This window comes from Gordonia jacobaea, from assembly GCF_965344965.1.
GTDB classification, from domain to species: Bacteria; Actinomycetota; Actinomycetes; order Mycobacteriales; family Mycobacteriaceae; genus Gordonia; species Gordonia jacobaea.
In genome coordinates, this window is sequence record NZ_CBDRLS010000002.1 from 982,900 (window position 1) to 1,008,912 (window position 26,013).

The following is a 26,013-nucleotide window of genomic DNA, read 5'->3' on the forward strand; positions in this document are numbered from 1 at the left end:
CAGCGTGCCAAGATAGACGGCATGGCCACCCCGCAGCGGACCGCGTCGTCGACCTCTCGTCTCCGCTGGCTCATCCCGGCACTCGGCATCCTCGCCTGGATCGTCGTCGGTTCGTTCACCGGACCGTTCGCGGGCAAGCTCGCTTCGGTCTCCACCAACGACAACACCGCGTTCCTGCCGGCCTCGGCCGAGTCGACCCGCGTCAACGACGAACTCGCGAAGTTTCAGGACACCAGCTACATCCCCGCGATCGTTGTCGCCGAACGTTCGTCGGGATTCACCGACGCCGACGCGACCTACCTGACCGACACCATCACGCCGCTCGCCGGGACCGAGGGATTCGGGAAGGCATTCTCACCGGCGATCCGCTCCGCCGACGGCAAGGCAGCCGAACTCATCGTGCCGATCTCGACTGCGGGCGAGCCTGCCGACACCGTCGAGAAGCTCCGCGATCTCCTGGCGAATCCGCCCAACGGACTGAGCGTCTACGTCACCGGTCCTGCCGGGCAGGTCGCCGACCTCGGCGAGGCCTTCGCGGGTATCGACGGCCTTCTCCTGCTCGTCGCGGGCGCGGTGGTGATCGTCATTCTCGTCATCGTTTACCGCAGCCCCATCCTCCCGTTTGTCGTCATCATCTCGGCGGTCTTCGCGCTCGGACTCGCGTCCGGTGCCATCTACTTCTTGACCAAGCAGGGCGTTTTCGAGCTCAACGGTCAGAGCCAGGGCATTCTGTTCATCCTCGTGTTCGGCGCCGCAACCGACTACGCACTCCTCCTGGTGTCTCGCTTCCGTGAGGAGCTGACTCAGACAGCAGACAAGTATCAGGCGATCAAGGTCGCGTGGCGAGCGACGATCGAGCCGGTCGCGGCGTCGGCTGGCACGGTGATCCTCGGAGTGCTGTGCCTGCTGTTCTCCGACCTCAACTCCAATCGCAGCCTCGGCCCGGTTGCCGCGATCGGCATCGTGGCCTCGTTCCTGGCGTCGATGACCTTCCTGCCCGCGGTTCTCGCGCTCCTCGGCCGAACCGCATTCTGGCCTGTCCGACCCCACCTCGCCGAGTCGGGCACCGAGACCTCGACGCACCGCTTCTGGCACAGGATCGCCGAAAAGGTCGCTGCCAAACCCCGAGCCATCTGGGCATCCACCCTGATCGTGCTGCTCATCGGAGCCGCATTCGCCCCGATGTTCCGCTCCGACGGCATCGCCCAGACCGACTTCTTCCTCGGCACCGTCGAGTCCGTCGAAGGCGCCGACGTCCAGGCGCGCCACTTCGACGCGGGCAGCGGCTCACCGACGTGGATCATCGTCGACGCCCCGCAGGCCCCGACGGTTCTCGACGCCGTGAAGAGCGTCGACGGCGTCGCGCAGGCACAGGTCTACACCGCGGGCCAGACCCCGGTGGTTCGCGACAACCGCGTGGCCATCGAGGCAACGCTGACCGACAACGCCGACTCGCTCGCAGCGCAGGACACCGTCGTGCGGATACGCGAGCGCGTTCATCCGATCGACAACGCGAACGCCGTCGTGGGCGGAACGACGGCCACCGACCTCGACACTCGCACCACCGCAGAACACGACCGCAATCTGATCATCCCGATCGTGCTGCTCGTGGTGCTCGCGGTGTTGATCCTGCTGCTACGCAGCATCGTTGCGCCGGTCATCCTGCTCGGCACCACTGTGCTGTCGTTCGCGACGACGCTCGGCGTCGCGGCGTTGCTCTTCAACGGACCGTTCGGTTTCCCAGGCGCAGACCCCGTCGTGCCGCTGTTCGCGTTCGTGTTCCTTGTCGCGCTTGGCATCGACTACAACATCTTCCTGATGACACGCGTACGCGAGGAATCGAAGACTCATGGCACGCGCCAGGGTGTGATCCGCGGGCTGACCGCGACCGGCGGCGTGATCACCTCGGCGGGTGTCGTGCTCGCCGCGACGTTCGCGTCGCTTGCCGTGATCCCGCTGCTGTTCCTCGCCCAGGTGGCGTTTCTCGTGGCGTTCGGCGTCCTGATCGACACGCTCATCGTGCGCACGTTGCTCGTACCCGCGCTGTCGATCGACATCGGGCGACGAATCTGGTGGCCGAGCGCGCTGTCGCGCAAGAGTGAGACCGCCCAGGGTGAGACCACCCGGAAGGGGCCACCCCGTAGCGAGAACGCACTCGCGATCGGCGACGCAAGTGACGCGTGAGTAACCTGAGAGTTCGCGCAATCCAACCGGTCTGGTTCGATCGCGGCGCTAACGTCAGCATATGAGTTCCGAACGATCGTTGATCGGCGCGCCATGACGCTCGCCGACCGCCCATCCATCGCGCGTCAGGATTTCGCGTCACTGCGTCGCGGCGGCCTCAACTGGCAATCCCTACCGCTGCGTCTTTTCGTGAAGGGCAACGCTCGGTTCTGGGACCCCACGGCCATCGACATGTCCCGAGACGCCGCCGATTGGTACGAGCTCGACGCCGAACAACAGCGCAGCGCAACGTTTCTCGTCGCGCAGTTCGTCGCGGGCGAGGAGGCGGTGACCCAAGACATCCAGCCGTTCATGAAGGCGATGGCCGCCGAGGGACGGTTCGGCGACGAGATGTACCTGTCGCAGTTCTGCTTCGAAGAGGCCAAGCACACCGAGGTCTTCCGCCTCTGGATGGACGCGATCGGCCTCACCGACGACCTGAACCCCTACGTCGCCGACAACCCCTACTACCGACAGCTCTTCTACGAAGAACTCCCCGAATCGCTTCACCGCCTCGACAACGATCCGTCGCCGCTCAACCAGATCCGCGCCAGCGTCACCTACAACCACGTCATCGAGGGCTCACTCGCTCTGACCGGTTACTACGCCTGGCAGCGGATCTGCACCAGGCGCGGAATCCTGCCCGGCATGCAACGGATCATCAAGTTCATCGGCGACGACGAGCGTCGCCACATGGCGTGGGGCACCTTCACGTGCCGTCGCCATGTCGCGGCCGACGACAGTCTGTGGGAGGCGGTCGGCGTTCGGATGGGCGAACTGATGCCGCTCGCGCTCGGGATGATCGAGTGGGTCAACGCGCAGTTCGACGAGCCGCCGTTCGGAATCGACAACTCCGAGTTCCTCTCCTACGCCGCCGACCGCGCGCAGCGTCGACTCAGCGCCATCGAATCGGCACGCGGCCGCCCCGTCGAGGAAATCGACTTCGACGTCTCGCCCGAACTGCTCGAAGAGCGCTTCGGCGAGGAGGACGCCGAATCCCTGGGCACCTGAGCATCCCAACTCGTGACAAGAAACTAGAACACGTTCTAGTCTGATCGTGTGGATGTCACCTACGACGAGACCAGACGCGAACTGAGCACCGACAACGGCGTGCTGCGCTATCACGAAGCGGGCGACCCCAGCGCACCGCCGCTGATCCTGCTTCACGGCTCCGGCCCCGGCGTGACGGGTTGGCGCAACTATCGCGGCAACCTCGGGGTCTTCGCGGAGACACACCACTGCTTCGTCCTGGAGTTCCCCGGCTTCGGCGTCAGCGACCCGTGGGAGGGCATGCCGGTGCTCACCGCAGGCAAGTCCGTGCTCGCGTTCATGGATGCGCTCGGGATCGCCACCGCACCGATGATCGGCAACTCGATGGGTGGCGTCGTCGGAGTCAATCTCGCGATTCGCAAACCCGACCGCGTCGAGAAACTCGTCACCATCGGTGGCGTCGGGCCAAACCTGTTCAGCCCGAGCCCAAGTGAAGGATTGCGGCTACTCCAAGAGTTCGCCGACGATCCCGACCGCGACAAGCTGATCCGCTGGCTCCGCGCGATGGTCTACGACAAGGACCTCGTCACCGAACAACTCATCACCGAGCGGTGGGAGGCTGCGATGAATCCCGAAGCACTCGCCACCGGCCGCGCGATGTACGGCTCGGCGTCGTTCGAGATGCAACAGCAGTTCCTCGCAACCTCCGACGTCCCGCCCTACTGGGCGATGATGCACAAGATCTCCTGCCCCACACTGCTCACCTGGGGCCGCGACGACCGCGTGAGTCCACCCGACATGGCCCTCGCCCCCATGCGTCTCATCCCCGACGCCGAGCTGCACGTCTTCCCCCACTGCGGACACTGGGTGATGATCGAGGCCAAAGAGGCATTCGAGTCGACAGTCGCCGCGTTCCTCGCGCGCTGACCCGCCTGTGTCCGCTGGTTGAGCGCGACCCGCCCCGCTGGTCGAGCCTATCCGCTGGTTGAGCCGGCGCGAGCTTGCGAGCACCGAAGTCGAAACCACCCCACCCCCACGCGCTGAGGGCACCCCTCCGCTGGTTGAGCCGGCGCGAGCGCAGCGAGCACCGAAGTCGAAACCACCCCACCCCAGCCCCAACTCCGCCCGTAAAACCCGTTGCCCCCGCCCAACCCGCTCTGGCATCGTTACCTCTCGCACGAGAGAGCAGCCGATCCCGGGGTACCGGCGATCATGTTCTGCGCGTTGGACTCTCGAGCACCATTCACGGAAATGGCAGGGCTCTTACAGCCCGAGGTTCAACTCCTCACCAGACACCGCCCCCGGGAACCCAAAGTCGACGCCGGTCCTGCGGTCGTCCGACGTCCGACTTCGGTCGGTCGGCGGCCGACCCCATCGACGCGATCTCCCGCGGGCGGCGTCGCCTGCCGAACAATCTGCGCCACAACCGAATACACAGCTAGCAACTACTTGCACACACGACATGCGCGACAAACGAAGGGAGGTTCGCATCATGTCTGCTTTCACCGAACTCCGCCTGGCGACCAAGCCTGCCAAGCGGTGGTTCCCCAAGATCTCCGTACCCATCGGGTACAAGGGACTCGAGTACCGCAATGGCGAACTCTCCCGCGAACTTTCGCCCGGCGAGTACCGCACGCGCAGGGGCGCCGCATACACGTTCGTCGACATGGGTGAACGGGTCATGACCCTCGCTCCGCAGGACATCCTGACGTCCGACTCCGTGTCGCTGCGCGTCACGATGGCCGTCCGCGCGTCGGTTGTCGAGGCGGTCGCGTTCACCGAGCGGGCCAGCGATCCGTGGGCGTCGGTCTATCTCGCCGCGCAGGTGGCGTTGCGTGGAGTCTGCGCGGCCGTGACCGTCGATGAGGTGATCACCCGAGCCGACACCGTCGACACCGCGTCGATCATCGCCGCAACCGCACGTGCTGGCCGCGCTGCGGGCATCGAGGTGCTCGACGTGGTGGTCAAGGACGTGATCCTTCCCACCGAGATCCGTTCGGCAGCAACCGAATTGGTCACTGCCAAGGCACGCGGGCTGGCCAAGTTGGAGACCGCACGCGCGGAAACCGCTGCGCTGCGTTCGTTGGCCAACGCCGGTCGCGTGCTCGACGCCCACCCCGCACTGGCGCGCTTGCGTCTGGTGCAGGATGCGCCGTACGGCACCAAGTTCGTGGTGGCGCTCAGCGACGCCGAGCCCGGCACCGACTGAGCCTGGGTGATCGCGGGCAAACCCGTTGCCGCGTAGCGGATGTGTTCCCGAGATACGTTGTCGTATCTCGGGAACACACCCTTTGCGCGAAAGCACCGACCAGGCAGCAGGGGTTGCGCGAGATGCCATCGCGTGCCACTCTTGATCACCATGATCAACGGAAAGGCGGATTCCGCCACTCTCGCGTGAGCGCCGCACCACTCGGCCCGGCCTTCTCCGGCGCCGACACTCATCACCACCCTCGCACCCCGCACCACCCTCGCTTCGAAGCCTCCGATCTCTCGGCGCTTCGCCACCGGTGGCTCGCATACGGCCTCGACACCGCTCCGGCTGACCGGACGACCACGGAAGCCGCTGTCGCGGAACTTTATTCGCGTGTCGACAAGTCTCCACCCGAGTTTGTGTGGACCGACTCGCCGCAGGCCGCGGTACCACTGATCCTCGACGCGACGTCCGCCGTCACCCGTAACATCGAATCCCGGGCCAATCGTTGTATCGCAGGGCTACTCTCGAATTCGCGGCGTCGCGTCGAATCCACACTCTCCGGTTCGCTGCGCTCGCAGTATGGGATCGCTCCACCAGACGTCGTACGCGCATTGACGATGACGCTCGACGAATGCCTGGCCGAAGGCATCGGTCTACGATCCGTGATCGGCGCAGGTATCCGAGACTCGTTGCACACCAGCCTGTTCGGATCGGTGGTCGTCGCTATTCGACGCCTTGTGCCGTCGTTTCCCGGCGTCATCACATGGTATGGGCAGCAGGAAGCACACCGACTCGCCCACGTCGACGCCGCTCGACGGCTCGGGCTCCTTCACGTCACCGACTGCGACTCCGATCTGTTGCAATTGCAGAACGCCCTGTGTGCATCGACAGGTTGGTGGTGGCCGTTCGACGACGTCTGCATCCTCGCCGAGCGCCCCGTCGCCATTCACACCGAGCCCACCCCGGAAGGCACACACAGTCAACGCAGGCTCCACCATGACAGCCATGCGGCCCTCGAATTCCGCGACGGCGCAGCCGTTTACGCCGTACACGGCACCCTCGTCCCGGACTGGGTGATCACCGACCCGACACCCGAACGCATCGACAACGAGCGCAACATCGAGGTTCGACGCACAGCGATCGAACGGATCGGGTGGGACGCCTACATCGGTGCCGCGGGACTCCGACTCGTCGACCGATCCGACGATCCCGGAAATCCCGGCCACCCGCTCGAGCTGTACTCGACACCGAGCGCCTGGCGCACGAACGCAAAGATTCTGTTGGTGGTCAACGGTTCTCGCGAACGCGACGGCACCCGACGACGCTACGGCCTACAAGTCCCGGGCTGGACACACAACGCTCTCGACGCTGCGGCGTGGACCTACGGGCTCACCGCCCCGCAGTACGCGAACCTGCAGCGAAGGACCTGACGCCACGCTCTATTCCTTGTTTCCCCAACAATCCGACACTCCCACAACCCAAGGTGCACAAATGAATTCGATCATCACTCTCGACGACCTCACCACGGTCAGCGGACTCGATGTCCTTGACCATCTCGACCGCAGCATCAGGATCCCCGTCATCTCCGGACCACAAGCGCAGGGCGATCTCATGATCGTTCCGTTGTCGATGGTGCGCTCCGCAATCGTGACGCGGCCATGGACGCACACGACTCACGTCCGCCGCGAGGGCGTCGAACTTCTCCGTAGCGCCGCAGGCGGTAACCCGCACTCGCTCGTCGCCGACGAGGGCACCTGCACCTGGTTGTCGCCGGTGCAGGATGCCGAGGGACTCGCGCTGGGCATCATCGAGACCTCGCGAGCCGCCTTCCTGATACACCCGGAGCACGGCGCCACGGGAATCGCGCCCGGCCGCTACGTGATTCGACGTCAGCGCGAGGGCAACGGACTCTACGGTTTCGCAGTATCCGGGACCTACTTCGTCGCCGACTGATCTCTCATCCCGCCGACTGGGCGCCTCATCCCGCCGACTGGGCGCTCCATCCCGCCGACTGGGTAGCGAACACAAAAGGTGGGGGAGGAAAAAGTTCCTCCCCCACCTCGTGTGGGTTACTTCAGACTCAGCCAGATCAGGGACCCGGCCAGATCAGAGAGCTCAGTACTTCTCGCCCTTGGCGGCCTTCTCGACGAGCGAGGCAGGCGGCTCGAAGTGCGATCCGTACTTCTTGGCCAGGTCGCGCGAGCGGTCGACGAAGCCCTGCAGTCCACCCTCGTACTGGTTGATGTACTGGATCACGCCACCGGTCCACGCGGGGAAGCCGATGCCGAAGATCGAGCCGATGTTGGCGTCGGCGACGGAGTCGAGGACACCCTCGTCGAAGCACTTGACGGTCTCGAGGGCCTCGGCGAAGAGCATGCGCTCCTGCATGTCCTCGAACGGGATCTCGGTGCTGCCCGACTTGAAGTGGTCACGCAGACCCGGCCACAGCCGGACACGCTTGCCGTTCTCGTCGTACTCGTAGAAGCCCGCGCCTTCCTTCTTGCCCGGACGACCCTCGTCGACCAGGTAGTCGATGACCTCGAAGGAGCCGTGCTGAGGCAGTTCCTTGCCCTCGGCCTTCGCGCCGTCCTCGCTGGACTTGCGGATCTTCTGCATCAGGACGAGGTTGAGCTCGTCGGACAGCTGCAGCGGCGCTGCCGGGTAGCCGGCCTGCGTGCCCGCATGCTCGATGAACGCGGGCTCGATGCCCTCACCGACGGCGGCGATGGCCTCGTTGATGAACGTACCGATGACGCGGCTGGTGAAGAACCCGCGGCTGTCGTGAACGACGATCGGGGTCTTGCGGATCTGCAGCGTGTAGTCGATCACCTTGGCCAGCACAGCATCCGAGGTCTTCTCACCGCGGATGATCTCGACCAGCGGCATCTTGTCGACCGGCGAGAAGAAGTGGATTCCGATGAAGTCCTCGGAGCGCTTCACGCCCTCGGCGAGGATGGTGATCGGCAGCGTCGAGGTGTTCGAGCCGAGCACTGCGTCGGGTTCGACGACGTCCTCGATCTCCTGGAACACCTTGTTCTTCACCTCGACCGACTCGAAAGCGGCCTCGATGACCAGGTCGACGCCCTTGAAGTCGGCGGCATCGCCGGTCGGCTGAATCCGACCGAGCAGCGCGTCGCTCTTCTCCTGGGTGGTCTTGCCGCGGGAGAGTGCCTTCTCCTCGAGCTTGACCGCGTAGCCCTTGCCCTTCTCCGCGTTCTCCAGCGACACGTCCTTGAGGACAACGTCGATGCCGGCCTTGGCCGACACGTAAGCGATTGCGGCGCCCATCATTCCGGCACCGATCACGCCGACCTTCTTGGCCTGCCACTTCGGGTAGCCCTCGGGACGCGAGCCGCCGTTGTTGATGGTCTGCAGGTCGAAGAAGAACGCCTTGATCATGTTCTGCGCGACCTGGCCGGTGACCAGCGAGACAAAGTAGCGGGTCTCGACGAGGTCGGCGGTGTCGACGTCGACGTAGGCACCTTCGATGGCAGCGGCCAGGATGGCGCGCGGCGCAGGCATGTTCGCGCCCTTGATCTGCTTACGCAGCAGAGCGGGGAACGCGGGCAGGTTGGCCGCGACCGACGGGTTGGTCGGTGCACCACCCGGGATCTTGTAGCCCTTCTTGTCCCACGGCTGCTGTGCCTCGGGGTTCTCCTTGATCCACGCCTTCGCGGCGGGCAGTAGCTCCTCGACCGATCCGACGACCTCGTCGACCAGGCCGGTCTCCTTGGCCTTGGTCGCGTTGAAGCGCGGACCCTGCAGCAGCACGCCCATCAGCGCGTTCTGCATACCGAGCAGGCGGACGGTACGCACGACGCCGCCGCCACCGGGCAGCAGGCCGAGGGTGACCTCGGGCAGGCCGACGACAGCACCCTTCACGTCGGCGATGACGCGGTAGTGGGTGTGCAGCGCGAGTTCGAGGCCACCGCCGAGGGCAGCGCCGTTGATGGCCGCCACAACGGGCTTGCCCAGCTTCTCCAGGCGACGCAGCACGGTCTTCATGCCGTTGGTGCGCTCGGTGATCGACGCGGCGATCTCTTCCTTGGACTGCGTCCGCTCCGCGGTCATGTCCTTGAGGTCGCCGCCTGCGAAGAAGGTCTTCTTCGCCGAGGTGATGACGACACCGGTGATGTCGTCCTTCTCGGCCTCGAGACGATCGACGGTCGCCGCGATCGAGGCGATGAACGTGTCGTTCATCGTGTTGGCGCCCTGCGCCTTGTCGTCCATGGTGAGGACGACAACGCCGTCGGCGTCCTTCTCCCAGCCAATCATGTTGTCACTCATTGCTTTTGAAAGTCCTTCTGTTGGTCAGAGACGCTCGATGACGGTCGCGACGCCCATGCCGCCGCCGATACACAGGGTGATCAGGCCGTAGCGGCCGCCGGTGCGCTCGAGCTCGTCGAGGCAGGTGCCGAAGATCATCGCGCCGGTTGCACCCAGCGGGTGACCCATGGCGATGGCGCCACCGTTGCGGTTGACCTTCTCGTGCGGGATGTTCAGGTCCTTCATCCACTTCAAGACGACGGCCGCGAACGCCTCGTTCAGCTCGAAGACGTCGATGTCGTCGACGGTCAGTCCGGCCTTCTTCAGCGCCAGCTCGGTGGCCGGGGTGGGACCGGTGAGCATGATGGTGGGCTCGGAACCGATCTCGGCGAAGGAGACGACGCGCCCGCGCGGGGTCAGACCGTTGCGCTTGCCTGCCTCTTCGCTACCGATGAGGACAAGCGACGCACCGTCGACGATGCCGGAGCTGTTGCCGCCGGTGTGAACGTGGTCGATCTTCTCGACGCTGTGGTACTTCTGCAGCGCGACGTCGTCGAAGCCTGCCATCTCGGCGAGCGCGGCGAACGCCGGCTTGAGCTTGCCGAGCGACTCGACGGTCGAACCCGGACGACGATGCTCGTCGTGATCGAGCACGATCACGCCGTTGATGTCACGAACCGGGACAACCGACTTGGCGAAGTATCCACCGTTCCAAGCGTTTTCGGCGCGCTCCTGCGACTCGGCTGCGAAGGCGTCGACGTCTTCGCGGCTGAATCCCTCGATCGTCGCGATGAGGTCGGCACCGATGCCCTGCGGCACGATGTAGTTGTCGTACGCGGTGGTCGGGTCCATGAAGAGTGCGCCGCCGTCGCTGCCCATCGGGACACGCGACATCGACTCGACGCCGCCGGCGAGCACGAGGTCGTCGAAGCCGGACGCGACCTTGGCCGCTGCGAGGTTGGTGGCTTCGAGGCCCGACGCGCAGAAGCGGTCGATCTGGGTGCCGGGGACGGTCTCGGGCAGGCCGCTGTTGAGGGCTGCGGTACGCGAGATGACGCCGCCCTGCTCGCCGACCGGCGAGACGACGCCGAGGATGACGTCGTTGATGTCGGCCGGGTCGAGGCTGCCGTGACGTGCGAGAACCTCGTTGATGAGGCCGGACGCGAGGTCGACGGGCTTGATGCTGTGCAGCGAGCCACCGCGCTGCTTGCCACGCGGCGTACGGATCGCCTCGTAGATGAATGCTTGATCAGGCACGAATGTTCCTTTCACATGAACCAGCGATGGTTACCCTACGAGGCTAACGCGGGATCACTTCTTTGGCTATAGCAGGTGGTCAACTAGTCGCGGAAGCGGACAGATCTGAGCTAAGGTCGATTAACAATGTCTACTCAGAAGCCACGCCGCTCACGGCCTGCCGACCGCAAACGGCAGTTGGTCGACCATGCCGCGGCACTGTTCCTCGATCGTGGCTACCCGCATGTCTCGGTTGCCGATATCGCCCGTGCCTCGGGCGTGACCGCGCCGTCGGTCTATCGACACTTCGACGACAAGCAGGCGTTGCTGTCCGCGGCCGTGCTCGCGGGTGTCGACGACCTCGAGGCATGCACCGACCGCACCCTCGGCGACGGTCAGCGCCCCCTGAGTGAGCTGATCAACGCGCTCTGCGACCTCGGCGTGCACCACCCCGAATCGGTGTCGCTGTGGCGGTGGACGAGCAACTATCTGTCGGAGGACCAGAACAAGCAGATGGTCCTGCGCACCCAGCAGGTCCTGGCACGCTGGGCGACTGCGATCGTCAGTGAGCGTCCCGGCCTGTCCGACCGCGAGGCCCGCTCACTGGGTTGGGCGGCATTGAGCGTCGCGGGCAGCCTCGCGGTACACAACTCGCGGATGTCTGCGGCCCGTGCGCGCGCCGAACTCGTCATACTCACCGAGCGCCTGCTCGACCTGCACCCCGCAACCGCACCCGACCTACCTGCCGAGCCCACCATCGCAGGCCTCTCGTCGTCGCGGCGTGACGAGATCCTCGACGCCGCGGCCACGCTCTTCGCCGATCACGGATACGCCGACGTGGGGGTCGACGACATCGGCGCTGCCGTCGGAATCACCGGACCCAGTGTCTACAAACACTTTTCGTCGAAGCTCGCCATCCTGCTCGGCATCGGCCAACGCAGCGCCATGCGACTCGAGACCGGTGTCATGGCCGCACAGTCGACCACCGCCGACCCCGCCAAACTCCTCGGGCTCCTCGTCGACTCCTACGTCACCGTGATCACGTCCACGCCCGACCTCTCCGTGGCGTTCAACAGCTCGGCGGTCTTCGCCGGGCAGGAGGCCGCGGCCGAGCTGCTCGATGTCCAGCGCCGCTACGTCAGACGCTGGATCGATCTCCTCGGCCAGATCCAACCCGACGTTCGGCCCGATCAGCGCGCGGTCGCGGTGCACGCCGCGCTGTCGATCGTCAACGACGCCGTGCGTATGCGCCGCGGCACCGCCCGCCCCGACTTCGCAGCCGAGATGGCCTACCTGATGAAGGGCGTCCTGGGACTATGAGGTCGGCGAACCGCTACCGTTGACTCATGCACAGCAGCACGGCATGGGCGGGGGGCGTCCGTGAGTGACCAGGAACGTTCGGGACTGAGCGCTCCCGAGCCGCGATACACGCGCGACGAACTCGTGGAAGAGCTGGGACTCTCTCCCGAGTATGCCGAAAAGATCTGGAACGCTTTCGGTTTCGCGCGTCAGTCGACACCCGACAAGATCTTCACGGCGGAAGAGGTGAAGGCACTCGGACTCTTTGCCGACTCCGAGCACACCATGCCCGAGATCGCGCAGGTCGCCACCGCACGTGCGATCGGCCAGACGATGTCGCGCCTCGCCGAGTGGCAGGCCGACCAGTTGACCGAACTCGAACGCAATCCAGACGTTCCATGGACCCGCGATCAGATGGCGAATGCCTTGGGCGTGATGCAGCAGTTGATCTGGCGCAGGCACCTCGACATGTCCATGACCCGCGACGAATCCCGCGAATCCGACGAGCGGATGGAGCTCGTCGTCGGGTTCGCCGACATCGTCGGATACACCAGCCTGTCTCGACGTACCCCTCTCGACGAGCTCGAGCATCTACTCGAGACGTTCGAGGACCGCACCTTCGACGTGGTGGCCCGGTACCGCGGCCACGTCGTCAAGACCCTCGGCGACGGCGTGATGTTCACGTTCACCTCATCGGAGGCCGCGGCACAGGCAGCGCTAGCGATACACCACCTCAGCGACGACAAACCCATCCCGGCACTGCGCGTGGGACTCGCGCGCGGGCAGGTACTCTCCCGACTCGGCGATGTCTTCGGTGAGCCGGTGAACATCGCGGCACGCCTGTGCGGTTCGGCCCGACCGGGCACGACTCTGATCAGCGAGCCGGTGGCCGACGATCTCGCCGATGATGACCGCTTCTACGTGCGGTCGATCTCCCCGCTGTCGGTCCGCGGGTACCGGCGGCTGCGCGCAAAGGTGTTGGACGCCAACAAATATTACGAATCGGATGCCAAGTCAGGAGACGAGGCAGAGTCAGGAGACGAGGCCGAGTCCGGGTCTGAGTCCACATCCGACGGCTCGGCCGAAGACGTCGCCTCGTAGACGCGCACCTCGTTCGCCTTGATGACCAGATAGACCTCGCGGCCGGCACCGAGTGCGAGATCTCCGACGGCGCCCCATGTCACCTCCGCCGAGATCACCTGCCCGGCAACGTCGCAGCGCACGATCGCGTGATCGCCCTGGGGCATGACCTCCGAGACCGTTCCGCTCAAGACCGTGCGCGGACTTCCCTGCGGCGCATCGAGATACAGCGCCACCGCGCGCGGTGAGAAGGTGGCCACCGCTCCGACACCAGGCCTGCTCGCGTCTGCCGACACGCCCGTTACGCTGCCGCCGTCGACTCCGATGACGGTTGCGGGCGCCTGAAAGGTTCCGACGAACATGTTGAGACCCGTGAGTGCGGCGGCGAACGCTGTTTCCGGACGCCGCAACACCTCTCGTGTCGGACCACGTCCGACGACCCGGCCATGCTCGATGATCACGACATCGTCGGCGAGTGCCACGGCGTCGACGAGGTCGTGTGTGACGAGCACCGTGCAGCCCTTCCGCTCGGCGATCAGCGACCGCAACAGCGTGCGCATCTGTTGTGCCACATCCACATCGAGCGCAGCGAAGGGCTCGTCGAGGAGTAGTACGTCGGGCTCGGTCGCGAGAGCGCGTGCGATCGCGACGCGCTGTGCCTGTCCACCCGACAGTTGTTTCGGGGAACGGTCGGCGAACTCGGCGACACCGACTGCGGCGAGCCATCGTTCGGTACGGGCCGCAACCTCTTTCCGCGACAAACCCGCGGACTCCGGCCCGAATGCGACGTTGCGCGCGACGCTCATGTGGGGGAACAGACGCGGCTGCTGAGCGAGCAGCACCACCGACCGGCGATGCGGTGGCACAAAGCTTTTCTCGTCCTGCAGACTGCGGCCGTCGTAGTCGACCGTCGAGTCGTCGGTGCGGCGCAGCCCTGCCAGCACGGCGAGGGTGGTGCTCTTACCCGATCCGTTGGGTCCGAGTATCGCGCAGGTCTCCCCATCCGCGACGTCGAGGTCGATCTCGAGAAACGGCGTCGCACAACGGATCGACGCCCGCAGGCCGCTCACGCACCCACCGCCGGGGCCCGTCGTAGATGCACAGCGATGACGACGATCAGCGCGACACCCATGAGCACCAGAGACAGCGGGAGAGCCTCGATCGGATCGTTGATCGAGTCGAGGTAGATCTTCAGTGGTGCCGTCTGAGTGGTTCCCGGCAGGTTACCCGCGAAGGTGATGGTCGCGCCGAACTCGCCGAGAGCTCGCGCAAAGGCCAGTACCGCACCTGCTGTCAGCGCCGGAAAGACCAGCGGCAGTGTGACTTTCCACAGAGTCCTGGTCGGGCTCGCTCCCAGCGTCGCTGCGACCTGTTCGTAGTCTGCTCCGGCCGACCGCAACGCGCCCTCGACACTCAGGACAAGGAACGGCATTGCGACAAACGTCTGCGCGACAACCACACCGGCCGTGGTGAACGCCAATTGGATGCCCGCCCGGTCCAGATACTGACCGACGATTCCGTAGCGGCCGAGTGCGTACAGCAGCGCGATACCACCGACCACCGGTGGCAACACCAAGGGCAGCAACACCATTGCGCGCAGCACGCGGACAGCGGCCCCCTGAAACCGAGCGAAGACGAAGGCGATCGGCACGCCGAGGATCACGCATATCAGAGTGCTTGTCACCGCGGTGAGCACGCCGAGCCGCAGAGCGTCGAGGGATGCCTGCGAGGTGATGGAGCCCCAGAAGTCCCCCCACGGCATCCGGACAATGATCGCGAGCGGACCGATCAGGATGAAGCAGATTCCGAGGATGGCAGGGACATACACCCACAGCGGAATCCGACGCATGGCTTGCTCAGGAGGTCGCGGGCTTGAAGCCTGCGGCAGCCAGGATCTCCTGTCCCGTCTGACCTGTCACCATGTCCTTGAACTGTGCCGCCTGCTCGGAATGCTTGGTGCCCTTGACCGTTGCGATCGGATACTTGTTGACCACCGTGGCGAAGGCCGGATCGTCGACGGTGGAAACCTTGTCACCAGCCGACTTCGCGTCCGTCACGTACACGAGACCGGCGTCGGCCTCACCGGAGGTCACCTTCGTCAGCACGGAGGTGACCGACGTTTCCTGACTCACCGGCGATAGCTCGACACCCGTGTTCTTCTCGACCGTCACCGTCGCCGCCCCGCACGGGACCTCCGGTGCACAGACGACCGTCTTCACGTCGGCATTCTTCAGACTCGCAAATCCGTTGATCTGCTTCGGATTTCCCGGAGCCGTGGCGATCACCAACGTATTGGTGGCGAAGATCGCCGGGTCGACCGCCTTGTCGCCGAGCTTCTGCATCGTCCGCTCATCCGCGGTGGCGATCACGTCGGCGTCAGCACCCTGATTGATCTGGGTGACCAACGCCGACGACCCCGCGAAGTTGAGCTTCACGTCGACGTCGGAGTGCGCCTTCTCGAACGCGTCGGCCAGCTCGGTGAAGGTCTTCTTCAACGACGCTGCGGCGTACACGTTGAGAGTCACCTTCTGCCCGCTCGCACTCGAAGAAGCACTGCCCGACGAATTGCTGTCCGACGAACACCCGGCGACGGCGGCGATCACGGCGATGAGCGCCGCGCAGACAGCGAGTAGACGACGAACCGGTACAGCACGAGACGACCCAGCACGAGACGACCCAGCACGAGATGACACAGCAGTTCTCACTTCTCTCCCGCGCACGCGGGTCACTTGTTCGGATCGGGACGTTCGACGATCACCGTCGTCGCCTTGACCACCGCGGTGGCGACGACGCCGGGCTCGAGTTGGAGTTCGCGCGCGGCCTCGGCACTCATCAACGACGTGACCTCGAACGGCCCGCACTGCAGAGTCACCTGAGCCATCACGGTGTCGACGATCAGCTCCGTCACGAGACCGGTGAACCTGTTGCGCGCCGACCGAAGGACGCCGGTGCCGTCGTCATCGGGTACGCGCGACCTGCGACGCGCAAGCTCTGCGAGGCCTACGCCGTCGACGGTCGCGACAGCCTCGCCTCCGCCCGGCTCGAGCTCACCGGAGGCCAGCCAGCGTCGAATGGTGTCGTCGCTGACCCCGAGTAGCGTCGCGGCATCGCGCACTTTGATCGCCGTCACCTGAGCGAGTTTAACCGCAGTAGCGGAGAAGTGGACTATTGATCCACGCACTTGAGGATCGACCGATGAGTTTCGGTGCCCGCCCGAGTCGACACCCGTAGGCCGTTCACACCACCCGGCCCCAGAAACTCAGTCGCCGATGTCCGACTCGCCCGATACCGTGAGGAACCATGAGCCAGCCAGCACCCCCAGCCTCCGCAGGCCCGCGCCCCACCGCCCCCGACGCCGTCCTCGATCTCGCCGTCGAGGCCACCAATCTCGTCAAACGCTTCGACGACTTCACCGCCGTCGACGACGTCAGCTTCAGCGTGCCCACGGGCTCGGTTCTCGGTTTGCTCGGTCCAAACGGCGCAGGCAAGACGACGATCGTGCGGATGATGACGACACTCTCGCTTCCGACGAGCGGCACCGCCCGCATCGCCGGATTCGACGTCCGCACCGACCCGGAGATGGTGCGCCGCAACATGGGGCTCACCGGTCAGGCCGCCACGGTCGACGAGATCCTCACCGGCCGCGAGAATCTGCGGATGGTCGGGGGCCTGTACGGCATCACCCGAAAGGCGTTGGCAGCACGCACCGATGAACTCCTCGAACAGTTCTCACTGACCGACGCCGCCGACAAACAGGTCCGCGCCTACTCCGGCGGCATGCGCCGACGTCTCGACCTCGCCGTCAGCCTGCTCGCCGCACCCCCGGTCCTGTTCCTCGACGAGCCGACGACGGGCCTCGACCCACGCAGCCGCGCCGAGCTCTGGGACGTTCTCCGACGCCTGGTGGCGGGTGGCACCACGCTGGTGCTCACCACGCAGTATCTCGAAGAAGCCGACCAACTGGCCGACAACATCGTCGTCATCGACAAGGGTCGCGTCATCGCCGAGGGCACACCGCTGCAACTCAAGGAACGCGCAGGCGCGGCAAGTGTGGTCATCACCGTGTCCAACGCCGCGTCACTGCCTGCGGCGCAAGATCTGTTGCGCCGCAACGGCGGCGAGGTATTCATCGACGAGACCGCACGCACGCTGACGTCGTCGGCCTCGGGCCTCGCCGACCTCACCCGCATCGCGGGCTGGTTCGACGAGTCGGGAATCACCGTCGACGACATCGGTCTCGCCCGACCGAGCCTCGACGACGTCTTCCTCTCCCTCACCGGCCACCGCGCCGAGACCACCGACGACGATCCCGACGCCGACAACGCCACCGACAACGCCACCCCCACCTCGAGCGGAGACATCCGATGAGCACCACATCGCTGACATCCCAACTGGTCGAACGCCCGCCGATCCACCCGACGAACGTCTGGCAACAGGCGTGGATCATGGTAAAGCGCAACATGATCCACACTCGACGCATGCCGGAGATGCTCTCCGACGTGACGATCCAGCCGATCATGTTCGTCGTGCTGTTCGCCTATGTCTTCGGACCGGCGATCAGCGCGGGCAACCCGGCAATCAATTACAAGCAGTACCTGCTGCCCGGCATCATGGGTCAGACGATCGTGTTCACCGCGTTCATCGTCGCCACCGGCATCACCGCCGACATCGAGAAGGGCATCATCGACCGCTTCCGGTCGCTGCCTATCCGACGATCGGCCGTGCTGATCGGACGCAGCATCGCGAGCCTGCTGCACTCGTCGATCGGCATCGTCGTGATGGCGCTGACAGGCGTGATCATCGGCTGGCGGATCACCACATCGGTGTGGGAGGGAACCCTCGGCTTCCTGCTGGTGCTGGTGTTCGGATTCGCGATGATCTGGTTCGGCGTCATGATCGGCTCGTGGCTGCGCTCGGTCGAAGCGGTCAACGGGTTCATGTTCTCCGTGCTGTTCCCGCTGACGTTCGTCTCCAACGCGTTCGTGCCCACCGAGGCGATGCAGCCGTGGCTGCGGACCATCGCCGAGTGGAACCCCATCTCGTCACTCATCCAGGCGATGCGCGTGCTCTGGGGCAACGGACCCGCTGCGGGAGCCGACGCCGCACTCCCATTGCGCTACCCGGAGTTGTCGACGCTGATCTGGGCCGTCGTGCTCACGCTGCTGTTCATGCCGTTCGCGCTGCGCAACTACGCGCGCCGCACCACCGACTGAGCATCAACGCAAGGCTCGCTGGCGCACGCCGCGCCGGCGAGCCCCCTTATGCTGTCGCGGCGAGCGCCTCGAGCGGATCGCCGTAGACGGCGTCGAGCGAGACGGCTCCCGCCGCCTGCTGCTGCACCGTCACACCCGAATGAGACACACGGACATCGCGTTTGGGCGATACCGAGGTCTCGCGGATCGCTGTGGCAACCAGCGGCAGCGTCGACGGATTGTCCGTGAACGCCTGCCCGCCGAGGATGATGTGGTCGGGGTTGAAGATGTCGGCCATCAGCGCCACCGCACGGCCAAGGACCGTCGCGCGCTCTTCGAGAAGCGCGCGGGCGGTTGCGTCACCGCTGCGGGCGAGCGCGTGCACACCCTCGATGTCGGTCACGTCGAGTCCGAGTGCGAGCGCGGCCTCGACAACGCCGGTGTCACTGGCGGTCGGCTCGAGTCGACCGGTGTGCCGCGGGTCGAGCAGGGTGGTCGCCCCAGTCGGGAAGTGCCCGATCACCGGCGGGCCCGCGGTCGGTGTGTGCACAGCGCCGTCGACGCTGAACGCGATGCCGACCATCTCACGCGCGTAGAAGTAGAGGAAGCTCGAGCGCTTGTCGCTGGGGTTCACCACGAGTTCGGCAGCTGCCATCGCTTCGACGTGCGACGCGACCGAGACGGGCAGCCCGACGGCTTCGGCGATGATGTTGCCCACCGGGGCATCCGACCACCCGAGACGCGGATGGTCGACGAAGCCGCCCTCGGCAACACGGCCACCGATCGCGACACCGGCCCACAGCACTCGACGATTCGACCAGCGTCCGACGAAGCGACGTGCGCTGTCGCCGATGGCGGTCAGCGTCTGCTCGGGGGTCTCGGCGATCGGCGTCGGGATCTGGATGGCACCGACGACGCGGTGTAGCAGGTCGTGGGTGGTGATCGAGGTGACCTTGTATCCGATGTGGATACCGAGAGTCAGGAAGTCGGTCACGTTGATCTCGAACGGCAGGCGCGGACGTCCGATGGCCCCGGCGGGCGCGAGGTCGGCGCGTTCACGTAGGAGACCCGCCTTCAGCAGCGCGCCGACCTGGCGATTCACGGTCGAGATCGACAATCCTGTTGCCTCTGCGGCGTCGTCGCGGAAAATCGGGCCGGAGAGTCGAGCGGTGCGCAATACGAGCGCTGCGGGTTTGTCGGAGAGCTCGAGGCGCGGTGTCGCGATCTGAATCGGCCGCCCCCCTCTCCGGACGCTACGTGGTTCGAGTCCTGGCACAGGCGTCGGCCGTGGCGTCGACCTGCGTGGGATCGGACGTGCGGCCGGCCGTCGGACCGGTGAGGAAAGCGTAGCGGTGCGGATGGGCTGATCAACGGTTGCGGTCATGACTTGGTGTCCCTAGGTGTCGGTGCAGCGAATCCGTGGCGCGCAACATCGTGGCGCCGCGAGCTATTGGTCTACGCGTCCGGCAACGATGTGCACGGCAGGCAGTCGACGATGATCGCGGAGGATTCGCGTGGAATGCGGAAGGTTGGTGAAGAGTGAAGAACTCGGATCAACGCATTCGGCGACAACACAGCACACGGGCGAACGGCAGACGACAACCCAGAGCGGTGATCACGTAGGTCACCTCTGAGATCTGCGCCAAGGCGCGGTCGTGCTCGCTCGTCATGAGCACGAAGCTAGCAACTGATCGCAGCGGCCCGCAACTCCCTTGCACAAGCCTTGCCGCAGGTCACAGACCACTTCGCGCGCTCGGCAGAGGCGTCCACCGGCGAGAATAGGCCGCCGAGAGCGCGGCGTCGCGGGTTAGACGCACCGCGCGCAAAAGTCGCGTTCCCCTTCGATCGGGATAGGAACCCGACCTGCGCGTCTATCGAACGTTTTCAGCCGTAGAGCTTGTCGGTGCCCTGTCGTAACCTTGATCACATGCCCCCGCAGACCGCCACCACTGCGCATCTTTCCAGCGAGTCGTCCACCACGGGCGACGCCGAATTCCACGCCGCGACCGAGCCGTTGCGCCGCGAGATCCTGGCCCACTGCTATCGAATGATGGGGTCGCACCACGACGCAGAAGACCTCACCCAGGACACCTACCTCAGGGCCTGGCGCGCGTACGACAAGTTCGACGGCCGCGCATCGGTACGGACGTGGCTGCACAAAATCGCGACCAACACGTGCCTGACCGCACTGCAGAGCAAACAACGCAGGCCGCTGCCCTCTGGGCTCGGCGGCGACGCCTTCGACCCCACCGACACACTCGAGACCGACGGCGAGGTCCCGTGGCTCGAGCCGTACGCGGGCGCCGTCGACGAGATCTCTCCCGGCGACGACGCCGACCCCGCCTACGTCGTCGGTGCACGCGAGTCGATCCGCCTCGCATTCATCGCGGCGCTACAGCACCTGCCCGAGCGGCAGCGAGCCGTCTTGATCCTGCGCGACGTCCTGCAGTGGCGAGCCGCCGAGGTGGCCGACACCATCGGCGTCACGACCGCAACCGTGAACAGCCTTCTGCAGCGCGCCCGCGAGCAACTCAAGAATGCTGCGCCACAGCACGATTCGACAGAAGAGATCACCGACGACGCCAAACGTGAGCTGCTTGCACGGTATGTCTCGGCGTTCGAGCGGTACGACGTCGACGCCATCGCCGACATGTTCACCGACAAGGCGATCTGGGAAATGCCGCCCTTCACCGGTTGGTACCAGGGTCCGGCTGCGATCGGTACGCTCATCCGACACAACTGTCCCGCAGAGAAGGCGGGCGACCAGATCCTCATACCGACCATCGCGAACGGGCAACCCGCATTCGGCCTCTACATGCGCGAACCCGACGGCGTGCACCGCCCGTTCCAACTCCAGGTTCTCGAACTCGGCACGGCGGGCCCCGACTCAGCACCCGGCGTCACGCACGTCGTCGCTTTCTTCGGCGACGACCTCGCCACCGACTTCGCCCGCTTCGGCCTGCCCGCAACCCCGTACGACGCGCCGCCCCGCACCCAGCCGAGCCCCTGGCACTGATCGAGCGCCTCACCCGCTGATCGAGCCCCCACCGCTGATCGAGCCTGTCGAGATCACCCACCCGGTCGAGCTGCACCCGCTGGTGAGGCCTGTCGAGACCACCTCAGGTGATTTCGACTTGGCAGCTCGCTCCGCTCGCGGCCAGCTCAATCAGCGGGAAAGGGGCGCCCACCCGCCGGTCGAGCCCCCACCGCTGATCGAGTCCCCACCGCTGATCGAGCTTGTCGAGATCACCCAGCCTCGGGGATCGAGCCCGGGTTCATCCACACGATCTCCCAGGCGTGGCCGTCGGGATCGCAGAAGCTGCGGCTGTAGGTGAAGCCGTGGTCGTCGGGCTCACGCAGCGCGGTCGCGCCGTTCGCCAGCGCGGTGTCGGCCATGTCGTCGACTTCGTGACGCGACGACGCCGAGAACGCGAGGACCACCTCGCGCGACGTGCCGGCACAGAACCGCGCGCCCCGACCCGCCGCGGAGTATCCCGCGAACCGCTGGGCGGCGAGCAGCACCAGCATCGTGCGCTCGTTGATCGGGAGACAGACTGTTCCGGCGTCGCAGAACCATTCGTCGGTGCGGAAACCGATGCTCTCGAAGAACCTGCGCGAGCGCGCAGTGTCGTCGACGGGCAGCGTGATGAACAACGTTGACGCCATACACAGACCGACCTGTACGCCACCCGGAAGTCATCGTTCCTCGACCGCATAGGCTCTACGACCATGGGAGTCATCTACCTCGTACGACATGGCCAGGCCAACCCGTCCGCGTACGGAGTCGCTGACAGCGCACCAACCGGAGACGCGCCCGCCGACGACTCAGCCGCAGCCGTGAGCAACCCCGGCCCCGGCCTCACCGACACCGGTCGGGTCCAGGCGGGCCTCACCGGAACCCTGCTGTCCGCACAGATCAACGGTGTCACCGCCGCGATCAGCGGCGACCTCGCCCGACAGACCGAGACGCTCGCCGGCGTTCTCGCCCGACTCGACTCCGCACCGGAACCGATCGTCGACCCGTCCTGGAATGAGTACGAACTGCCCGCGCTCGTCGGCGCAGCGACCCCGGACGAGTTCGCCGATCAGAAGTCGTATCAGCAGCGCCTCGACGCAGGCCTCGCGCACTGGATCGACCAGACGAGCATGGCGGAGGCCGAGGGCGCGACCACGCCACCCGGCTCCGGCGAAACCTATCCAGAGTTCCGCTCGCGGGTCACCGGCGCGGGCGAGCGTGCAGCCGAGTTGGCGGGCAGCGGGCAGACCGTCCTCGTCGTGTCGTCGGCGGGCACCATCACTCAGGTGATCGCCGAACTGTGGGGAGTGCCGCCGCACCGCTGGCCTGCGATGGCTCGCACGATGGTCAACGCATCGGTGACCAAACTCCTCGTCGGCCGAAGCGGGACCTCGGTGATGTCACTCAACGAACACGCCCACCTCGTCGACCGCGACGGCGGCATCGCGACGTTCCGCTGAACGCCGACGTTCCGCTGAACGTTTCGGCCCGACGCTAGCCCAGCGCGGCGAGCCCCGCGGCAATGAATTCGCCCGTCGCCTCCGCTGCGTGCTCTGCGCCTTCCGACGCCGCGCCCGCACGTGCGCGATGGCTGATGCCCTCGGCGATCACACCCAGCTTCAGGTTGGCCAGCCCGAGGTAGAACGGCCAGTCGCCGAGGTCGTTCCCGGTCAGTGTCGCGTACCGCTGGGCCATCGCATCGGCCGACGGGTAGCGGTCACTGGTCCACGCGCCGTCGAATCCGAGAACCCGATCGAAGACGGGCGTGCGGTAGACGCACATCAGGGCGACGTCGGTGATCGGATCGCCGAGCGTCGACATCTCCCAATCGACCACTGCGGCAACAGTTCCCGGGTCATCGGTCGAGAGGATCGTGTTGTCGACGCGGTAGTCGCCATGCACAACGGTCGCACGCGCCTGCTCGGGTACCCGCTCACCGAGTGCGTCGACGAGCCGATCGACGTCGGGCAGATCCCTGCCGCGGACGTGCGACCACTGCCTGGCCCACAGCTTCACCTGCCTACCCGCGAAACCCGTTGGCCTACCGAACTCCCCGAGTCCTACCGCCTCGAAGTCGACGGCGTGCAGCGCGGCGAGGGTCGAGATCAGCCCCTCCGCATTGCGTGCCACCTCGTCGTCGGAAAGTACCGCGAGGTCGTCGCCCGTCCGGATCACCGTCCCGTCGACGAATTCGACGATGGTGCACGGCGCACCGAGCACCGAGCCGTCGGCGTCGAAGGCGACCGGCGTGGCAACCGGGACGTCGGTACGCGAAAGTGCCGATGTGACAGCCCATTCCCGGCCCATGTCGTGCGCCGAGGGTGTGAGGCCACCTGTCGGTGGCCTGCGCGCAACCCAGCGGTGCACGCCGTCGGAGACCATGAAGGTGAGATTCGACTTTCCGCCGCTGATCAACTCGACGTCGAGCGGCCCCGCGACGTCGACTCCGTTGTCGACCAGAAAGCGTTGTAGGACTTGCGGTTCGAGTACCAGCTCCGCGGTGCTCACGCGTTCTCTCCCTGCTGCGTCGACGCGCGATTCTTGCGCGCACGCCCGACGGCTCTGCGTGCAAGTGCCCAGCGGTGCACCTCAGACGGGCCGTCGTAGATGCGGAAGGGACGCAGTTCGCGTTGCAGCCGTGCGAGCGGCAGGTCGTCGGAAACGCCGAGCCCACCGCACATCTGGATCGAACGGTCGACGACCCGCAGATAGGCCTCTGCGGCGAAGGTCTTGGCGATCGAGGTCTCCGACGACGCGTGACGCCCCTGATCGAGTTCGTAGCAAGCCTTGACCAACAGTGCACGCGACGCCGCGAGGTCGATCTCGTTGTCGGCAACCATCTGTTGGATCATGCCGAGATCGCCGAGGGTTCCGCCGAATCCGTTGCGGTGTGCGACGTAGTCGACGCCAACCTCGTGACAGCGCACCGCCACTCCGAGCCAGCGCATGACGTGGGTCATGCGCGCCGGACCCAGCCGCACCTGGGCGTAGCGATAACCCTGGTCGACCTCACCGAGCACATCGGCATCGGGAACGAAGACATCGGTGAATCGCACCTCGCAGTGGCCGCCGATCATCGCGCGATCGGTGGTGTGGATGTGGCGCGTGACCTCGATGCCGGGCGTGTCTCCGGGCGCCAGGAACATCGTTGCCCCGCCACGGTCGCCGGGCGCCCCGGCGGTGCGCGCCATGATGATGTAGAAGCCTGCGCCCTCGGCTCCGGTGATGAATCGCTTCTCGCCGTTGATCTTCCAGCCGCCGTCGACCTTGGTCGCCTCTGTGCGCAGTTGGTTGGGATCCGAGCCGGCTCCCGGCGCGGGCTCGGTCATCGCGAACGCCGAACGCACCTCGCCACTGGCAAGTGGCGCAAGGTATTTGAGCTTCTGCTCGTCGTCGGCGATGTGGGCGAGCATGTGCACATTGCCCTCGTCGGGGGCTCCGATGTGCAGCGCGGCCGGCCCGAACGTCGAGTATCCGCCCGCCTCGAAGACCGGCACCCGATCCGACATCGAGAGTCCGTGACCACCCAACTCGACGGGGGCGTGCGGCGCGAAGATACCCAACTCCTTGGCCTGACTATTGAGATCACGCCGCAGATCGTCGCCGCCTGCCGCGGTGATGTCGCCGTCGTTCGCATTCTCGATCGGCAGCACGACCTCGTGGATGAATGCGGTCGTCCTCTTCACCAGATCGTCAACCTCGGGCGAATAGCCCAGTTCCACTGCCATCAGGGTCTCCATCCTCGGGGTGCCACGCAGGTTCAACTCGAACTCCACGCCCGATCGTTCCGACCGAGCGTTCGTTCGGTGGCCCAAGACTGCCAGAGACCGTCGACTCAGGTCAACCCATCGAGCCGCGAAGCGCTTCAGCGCTCAACGTATCCGACGGTCGCCCTCGACAAGTCCAGATTGCGCGCGATCAGCTCGTCCGGTCCCAGTTCGCCGTCCAGCTTGAACCAGGTCGAGACGCCGACACACATCGTGGTGACCGCACGCGCAGCATCCTTGGGATAGCTCGTGCGGAAGTCGCCGGCCTCGACCCCGGCGAACACGATCTCGTCGACCATCCGCTGCTGACGGTCACGAAGACCGATGTAGGTCTGCTTGTACGAGCTGTCGAGACTGCGAATCTCGGTCGATCCGACGAATGCCTGCTCACGCCGGTACATATGGAAGCGCAACAACGACTCGACGACCGCGTCGAATTGGTCGACCGGTTCTGGCCCAGCCTCGGCAACGGCCTGCTCCGACCGCGCGAGCAGGTCGGTCATCGTCCTGTCGAGCAGGCCCTGCAGTAGTGACTGCTTCGACGGATAGTGGTGATAGAGCCCCGGAACGGACAGGTTTGCCCGCGCGGCGATCTCGCGCACGGACGTGCCGTGGTAGCCGTGCTCAGCGAAAGCCGCGAGCGCAGCCGCGAGCGGAACGGGCAACTCGGGCTCGCCGAAATCGCGCCAACGCCCGGTCTGCTCCTCCACTTCCGCATCGTCGACGCCGCTACTCATGGCATCCAACATA

The 26,013-nt window shown here is 65.8% G+C and carries 23 protein-coding genes; 12 read left to right on the forward strand and 11 right to left on the reverse strand.

Features of this window, described 5'->3' with window-relative positions; all coding sequences use genetic code 11:
* Positions 1-21: 21 nt before the first annotated feature.
* The 6 genes from ACRVY7_RS10560 (at position 22) to ACRVY7_RS10585 (ending at position 7,360) form a co-directional block, all read left to right on the forward strand.
* Positions 22-2,184: an MMPL family transporter gene (locus ACRVY7_RS10560; protein ID WP_431817010.1), complete on the forward strand. Its 2,163-nt coding sequence runs from the start codon at positions 22-24 to the stop codon at positions 2,182-2,184.
* 93 nt (positions 2,185-2,277) lie between these two features.
* Positions 2,278-3,234, forward strand: coding sequence for a R2-like ligand-binding oxidase (locus ACRVY7_RS10565; RefSeq protein WP_431817011.1), 957 nt, complete (start codon positions 2,278-2,280; stop codon positions 3,232-3,234).
* Between the two features lie 48 nt (positions 3,235-3,282).
* Entirely contained in the window at positions 3,283-4,140 is an 858-nt protein-coding gene (locus ACRVY7_RS10570; protein WP_431817012.1) for an alpha/beta fold hydrolase, read from the forward strand.
* A gap of 565 nt (positions 4,141-4,705) precedes the next feature.
* The gene (locus tag ACRVY7_RS10575; protein WP_431817013.1) at positions 4,706-5,422 is read left to right on the forward strand and encodes a slipin family protein; all 717 of its coding nucleotides are present in this window, start codon (positions 4,706-4,708) and stop codon (positions 5,420-5,422) included.
* 185 nt (positions 5,423-5,607) lie between these two features.
* A complete protein-coding gene (locus tag ACRVY7_RS10580) occupies positions 5,608-6,837 on the forward strand; it encodes a DUF6745 domain-containing protein (RefSeq protein ID WP_431817014.1) in 1,230 nt (409 codons plus the stop codon).
* A 61-nt stretch (positions 6,838-6,898) separates the two neighbouring features.
* Positions 6,899-7,360: a DUF8820 family protein gene (locus ACRVY7_RS10585; protein ID WP_431817015.1), complete on the forward strand. Its 462-nt coding sequence runs from the start codon at positions 6,899-6,901 to the stop codon at positions 7,358-7,360.
* Between the two features lie 162 nt (positions 7,361-7,522).
* Here the strand turns inward: ACRVY7_RS10585 and ACRVY7_RS10590 are convergent, their stop codons facing one another.
* Both ACRVY7_RS10590 and ACRVY7_RS10595 read right to left on the reverse strand, forming a co-directional pair.
* Positions 7,523-9,694: a 3-hydroxyacyl-CoA dehydrogenase NAD-binding domain-containing protein gene (locus ACRVY7_RS10590; protein WP_064864133.1), complete on the reverse strand. Its 2,172-nt coding sequence runs from the start codon at positions 9,692-9,694 to the stop codon at positions 7,523-7,525.
* Between the two features lie 24 nt (positions 9,695-9,718).
* A complete protein-coding gene (locus ACRVY7_RS10595; protein WP_039856095.1) occupies positions 9,719-10,930 on the reverse strand; it encodes an acetyl-CoA C-acetyltransferase in 1,212 nt (403 codons plus the stop codon).
* A 126-nt stretch (positions 10,931-11,056) separates the two neighbouring features.
* Here ACRVY7_RS10595 and ACRVY7_RS10600 point away from each other — a divergent pair, with 126 nt between their 5' ends.
* Positions 11,057-12,229, forward strand: coding sequence for a TetR/AcrR family transcriptional regulator (locus ACRVY7_RS10600; RefSeq protein ID WP_431817016.1), 1,173 nt, complete (start codon positions 11,057-11,059; stop codon positions 12,227-12,229).
* 60 nt (positions 12,230-12,289) lie between these two features.
* Positions 12,290-13,309 carry an adenylate/guanylate cyclase domain-containing protein gene (locus tag ACRVY7_RS10605; RefSeq protein WP_082938104.1) on the forward strand — a complete coding sequence of 340 codons (1,020 nt, stop codon included), beginning with the start codon at positions 12,290-12,292 and terminating at the stop codon, positions 13,307-13,309.
* Here the strand turns inward: ACRVY7_RS10605 and ACRVY7_RS10610 are convergent.
* Genes ACRVY7_RS10610 through ACRVY7_RS10625 form a run of 4 tightly spaced genes read right to left on the reverse strand, consistent with a single transcriptional unit; the run spans position 13,204 to position 16,418 of the window.
* Positions 13,204-14,358 carry a sulfate/molybdate ABC transporter ATP-binding protein gene (locus ACRVY7_RS10610; RefSeq protein WP_431817017.1) on the reverse strand — a complete coding sequence of 385 codons (1,155 nt, stop codon included), beginning with the start codon at positions 14,356-14,358 and terminating at the stop codon, positions 13,204-13,206. The genes ACRVY7_RS10605 and ACRVY7_RS10610 overlap by 106 nt on opposite strands.
* Positions 14,355-15,137, reverse strand: a complete 783-nt coding sequence (locus ACRVY7_RS10615; protein ID WP_431817018.1) for an ABC transporter permease — start codon at positions 15,135-15,137, stop codon at positions 14,355-14,357. Before ACRVY7_RS10615 ends, ACRVY7_RS10610 begins: the two co-directional genes overlap by 4 nt.
* 7 nt (positions 15,138-15,144) lie before the next feature.
* The gene (gene modA, locus ACRVY7_RS10620) at positions 15,145-15,981 is read right to left on the reverse strand and encodes a molybdate ABC transporter substrate-binding protein (protein ID WP_431817019.1); all 837 of its coding nucleotides are present in this window, start codon (positions 15,979-15,981) and stop codon (positions 15,145-15,147) included.
* 32 nt (positions 15,982-16,013) lie between these two features.
* On the reverse strand, positions 16,014-16,418 hold the full coding sequence (locus tag ACRVY7_RS10625; RefSeq protein WP_049700332.1) for a TOBE domain-containing protein: 405 nt from the start codon (positions 16,416-16,418) through the stop codon (positions 16,014-16,016).
* Positions 16,419-16,588: 170 nt separating this feature from the next.
* Between ACRVY7_RS10625 and ACRVY7_RS10630 the strand changes: the two genes are divergently transcribed.
* Positions 16,589-17,656, forward strand: coding sequence for an ATP-binding cassette domain-containing protein (locus ACRVY7_RS10630; protein WP_270486213.1), 1,068 nt, complete (start codon positions 16,589-16,591; stop codon positions 17,654-17,656).
* Complete coding sequence (locus ACRVY7_RS10635; protein ID WP_049699416.1) at positions 17,653-18,501, forward strand: ABC transporter permease; 849 nt, start codon at positions 17,653-17,655, stop codon at positions 18,499-18,501. The genes ACRVY7_RS10630 and ACRVY7_RS10635 overlap by 4 nt, the downstream gene beginning before the upstream one ends.
* Before the next feature lie 46 nt (positions 18,502-18,547).
* Here ACRVY7_RS10635 and ACRVY7_RS10640 read toward each other — a convergent pair whose 3' ends face one another.
* Positions 18,548-19,864 (reverse strand): ROK family protein, encoded by a 1,317-nt coding sequence (locus ACRVY7_RS10640; protein WP_431817020.1) that lies wholly within the window; start codon positions 19,862-19,864, stop codon positions 18,548-18,550.
* Between the two features lie 543 nt (positions 19,865-20,407).
* Between ACRVY7_RS10640 and ACRVY7_RS10645 the strand changes: the two genes are divergently transcribed.
* Positions 20,408-21,496 (forward strand): sigma-70 family RNA polymerase sigma factor, encoded by a 1,089-nt coding sequence (locus ACRVY7_RS10645; RefSeq protein ID WP_049699415.1) that lies wholly within the window; start codon positions 20,408-20,410, stop codon positions 21,494-21,496.
* A 230-nt stretch (positions 21,497-21,726) separates the two neighbouring features.
* Here the strand turns inward: ACRVY7_RS10645 and ACRVY7_RS10650 are convergent, their stop codons facing one another.
* Positions 21,727-22,146, reverse strand: a complete 420-nt coding sequence (locus ACRVY7_RS10650) for a VOC family protein (RefSeq protein ID WP_431817021.1) — start codon at positions 22,144-22,146, stop codon at positions 21,727-21,729.
* Between the two features lie 63 nt (positions 22,147-22,209).
* On the opposite strand from ACRVY7_RS10650, the gene ACRVY7_RS10655 reads away from it, so the two are divergent.
* Positions 22,210-22,956, forward strand: coding sequence for a histidine phosphatase family protein (locus ACRVY7_RS10655; RefSeq protein ID WP_431817022.1), 747 nt, complete (start codon positions 22,210-22,212; stop codon positions 22,954-22,956).
* Positions 22,957-22,990: 34 nt separating this feature from the next.
* On the opposite strand, the gene ACRVY7_RS10660 is transcribed toward ACRVY7_RS10655, so the two are convergent.
* The 3 genes from ACRVY7_RS10660 to ACRVY7_RS10670 all read right to left on the reverse strand — a co-directional run bounded on the left by ACRVY7_RS10660 (position 22,991) and on the right by ACRVY7_RS10670 (position 26,012).
* A complete protein-coding gene (locus ACRVY7_RS10660) occupies positions 22,991-24,004 on the reverse strand; it encodes a phosphotransferase family protein (RefSeq protein WP_431817023.1) in 1,014 nt (337 codons plus the stop codon).
* Positions 24,001-25,224: an acyl-CoA dehydrogenase family protein gene (locus ACRVY7_RS10665; protein WP_431817024.1), complete on the reverse strand. Its 1,224-nt coding sequence runs from the start codon at positions 25,222-25,224 to the stop codon at positions 24,001-24,003. The genes ACRVY7_RS10660 and ACRVY7_RS10665 overlap by 4 nt, the downstream gene beginning before the upstream one ends.
* Before the next feature lie 137 nt (positions 25,225-25,361).
* Entirely contained in the window at positions 25,362-26,012 is a 651-nt protein-coding gene (locus tag ACRVY7_RS10670; protein WP_064864115.1) for a TetR/AcrR family transcriptional regulator, read from the reverse strand.
* Position 26,013 lies beyond the last annotated feature (1 nt).

Bases quoted from the DNA above. Each gene is read 5' to 3' on its own strand.
- ACRVY7_RS10635 (WP_049699416.1), top strand. From the start codon at position 17,653: ATGAGCACCACATCGCTGACATCCCAACTGGTCGAACGCCCGCCGATC.
- ACRVY7_RS10640 (WP_431817020.1), bottom strand. From the start codon at position 19,864: ATGACCGCAACCGTTGATCAGCCCATCCGCACCGCTACGCTTTCCTCA.
- ACRVY7_RS10655 (WP_431817022.1), top strand. From the start codon at position 22,210: ATGGGAGTCATCTACCTCGTACGACATGGCCAGGCCAACCCGTCCGCG.
- ACRVY7_RS10600 (WP_431817016.1), top strand. From the start codon at position 11,057: ATGTCTACTCAGAAGCCACGCCGCTCACGGCCTGCCGACCGCAAACGG.
- ACRVY7_RS10560 (WP_431817010.1), top strand. From the start codon at position 22: ATGGCCACCCCGCAGCGGACCGCGTCGTCGACCTCTCGTCTCCGCTGG.
- ACRVY7_RS10665 (WP_431817024.1), bottom strand. From the start codon at position 25,224: ATGGCAGTGGAACTGGGCTATTCGCCCGAGGTTGACGATCTGGTGAAG.
- ACRVY7_RS10670 (WP_064864115.1), bottom strand. From the start codon at position 26,012: ATGTTGGATGCCATGAGTAGCGGCGTCGACGATGCGGAAGTGGAGGAG.
- ACRVY7_RS10590 (WP_064864133.1), bottom strand. From the start codon at position 9,694: ATGAGTGACAACATGATTGGCTGGGAGAAGGACGCCGACGGCGTTGTC.
- ACRVY7_RS10575 (WP_431817013.1), top strand. From the start codon at position 4,706: ATGTCTGCTTTCACCGAACTCCGCCTGGCGACCAAGCCTGCCAAGCGG.
- ACRVY7_RS10630 (WP_270486213.1), top strand. From the start codon at position 16,589: ATGAGCCAGCCAGCACCCCCAGCCTCCGCAGGCCCGCGCCCCACCGCC.
- ACRVY7_RS10565 (WP_431817011.1), top strand. From the start codon at position 2,278: ATGACGCTCGCCGACCGCCCATCCATCGCGCGTCAGGATTTCGCGTCA.
- ACRVY7_RS10650 (WP_431817021.1), bottom strand. From the start codon at position 22,146: ATGGCGTCAACGTTGTTCATCACGCTGCCCGTCGACGACACTGCGCGC.
- ACRVY7_RS10585 (WP_431817015.1), top strand. From the start codon at position 6,899: ATGAATTCGATCATCACTCTCGACGACCTCACCACGGTCAGCGGACTC.
- ACRVY7_RS10615 (WP_431817018.1), bottom strand. From the start codon at position 15,137: ATGCGTCGGATTCCGCTGTGGGTGTATGTCCCTGCCATCCTCGGAATC.
- ACRVY7_RS10645 (WP_049699415.1), top strand. From the start codon at position 20,408: ATGCCCCCGCAGACCGCCACCACTGCGCATCTTTCCAGCGAGTCGTCC.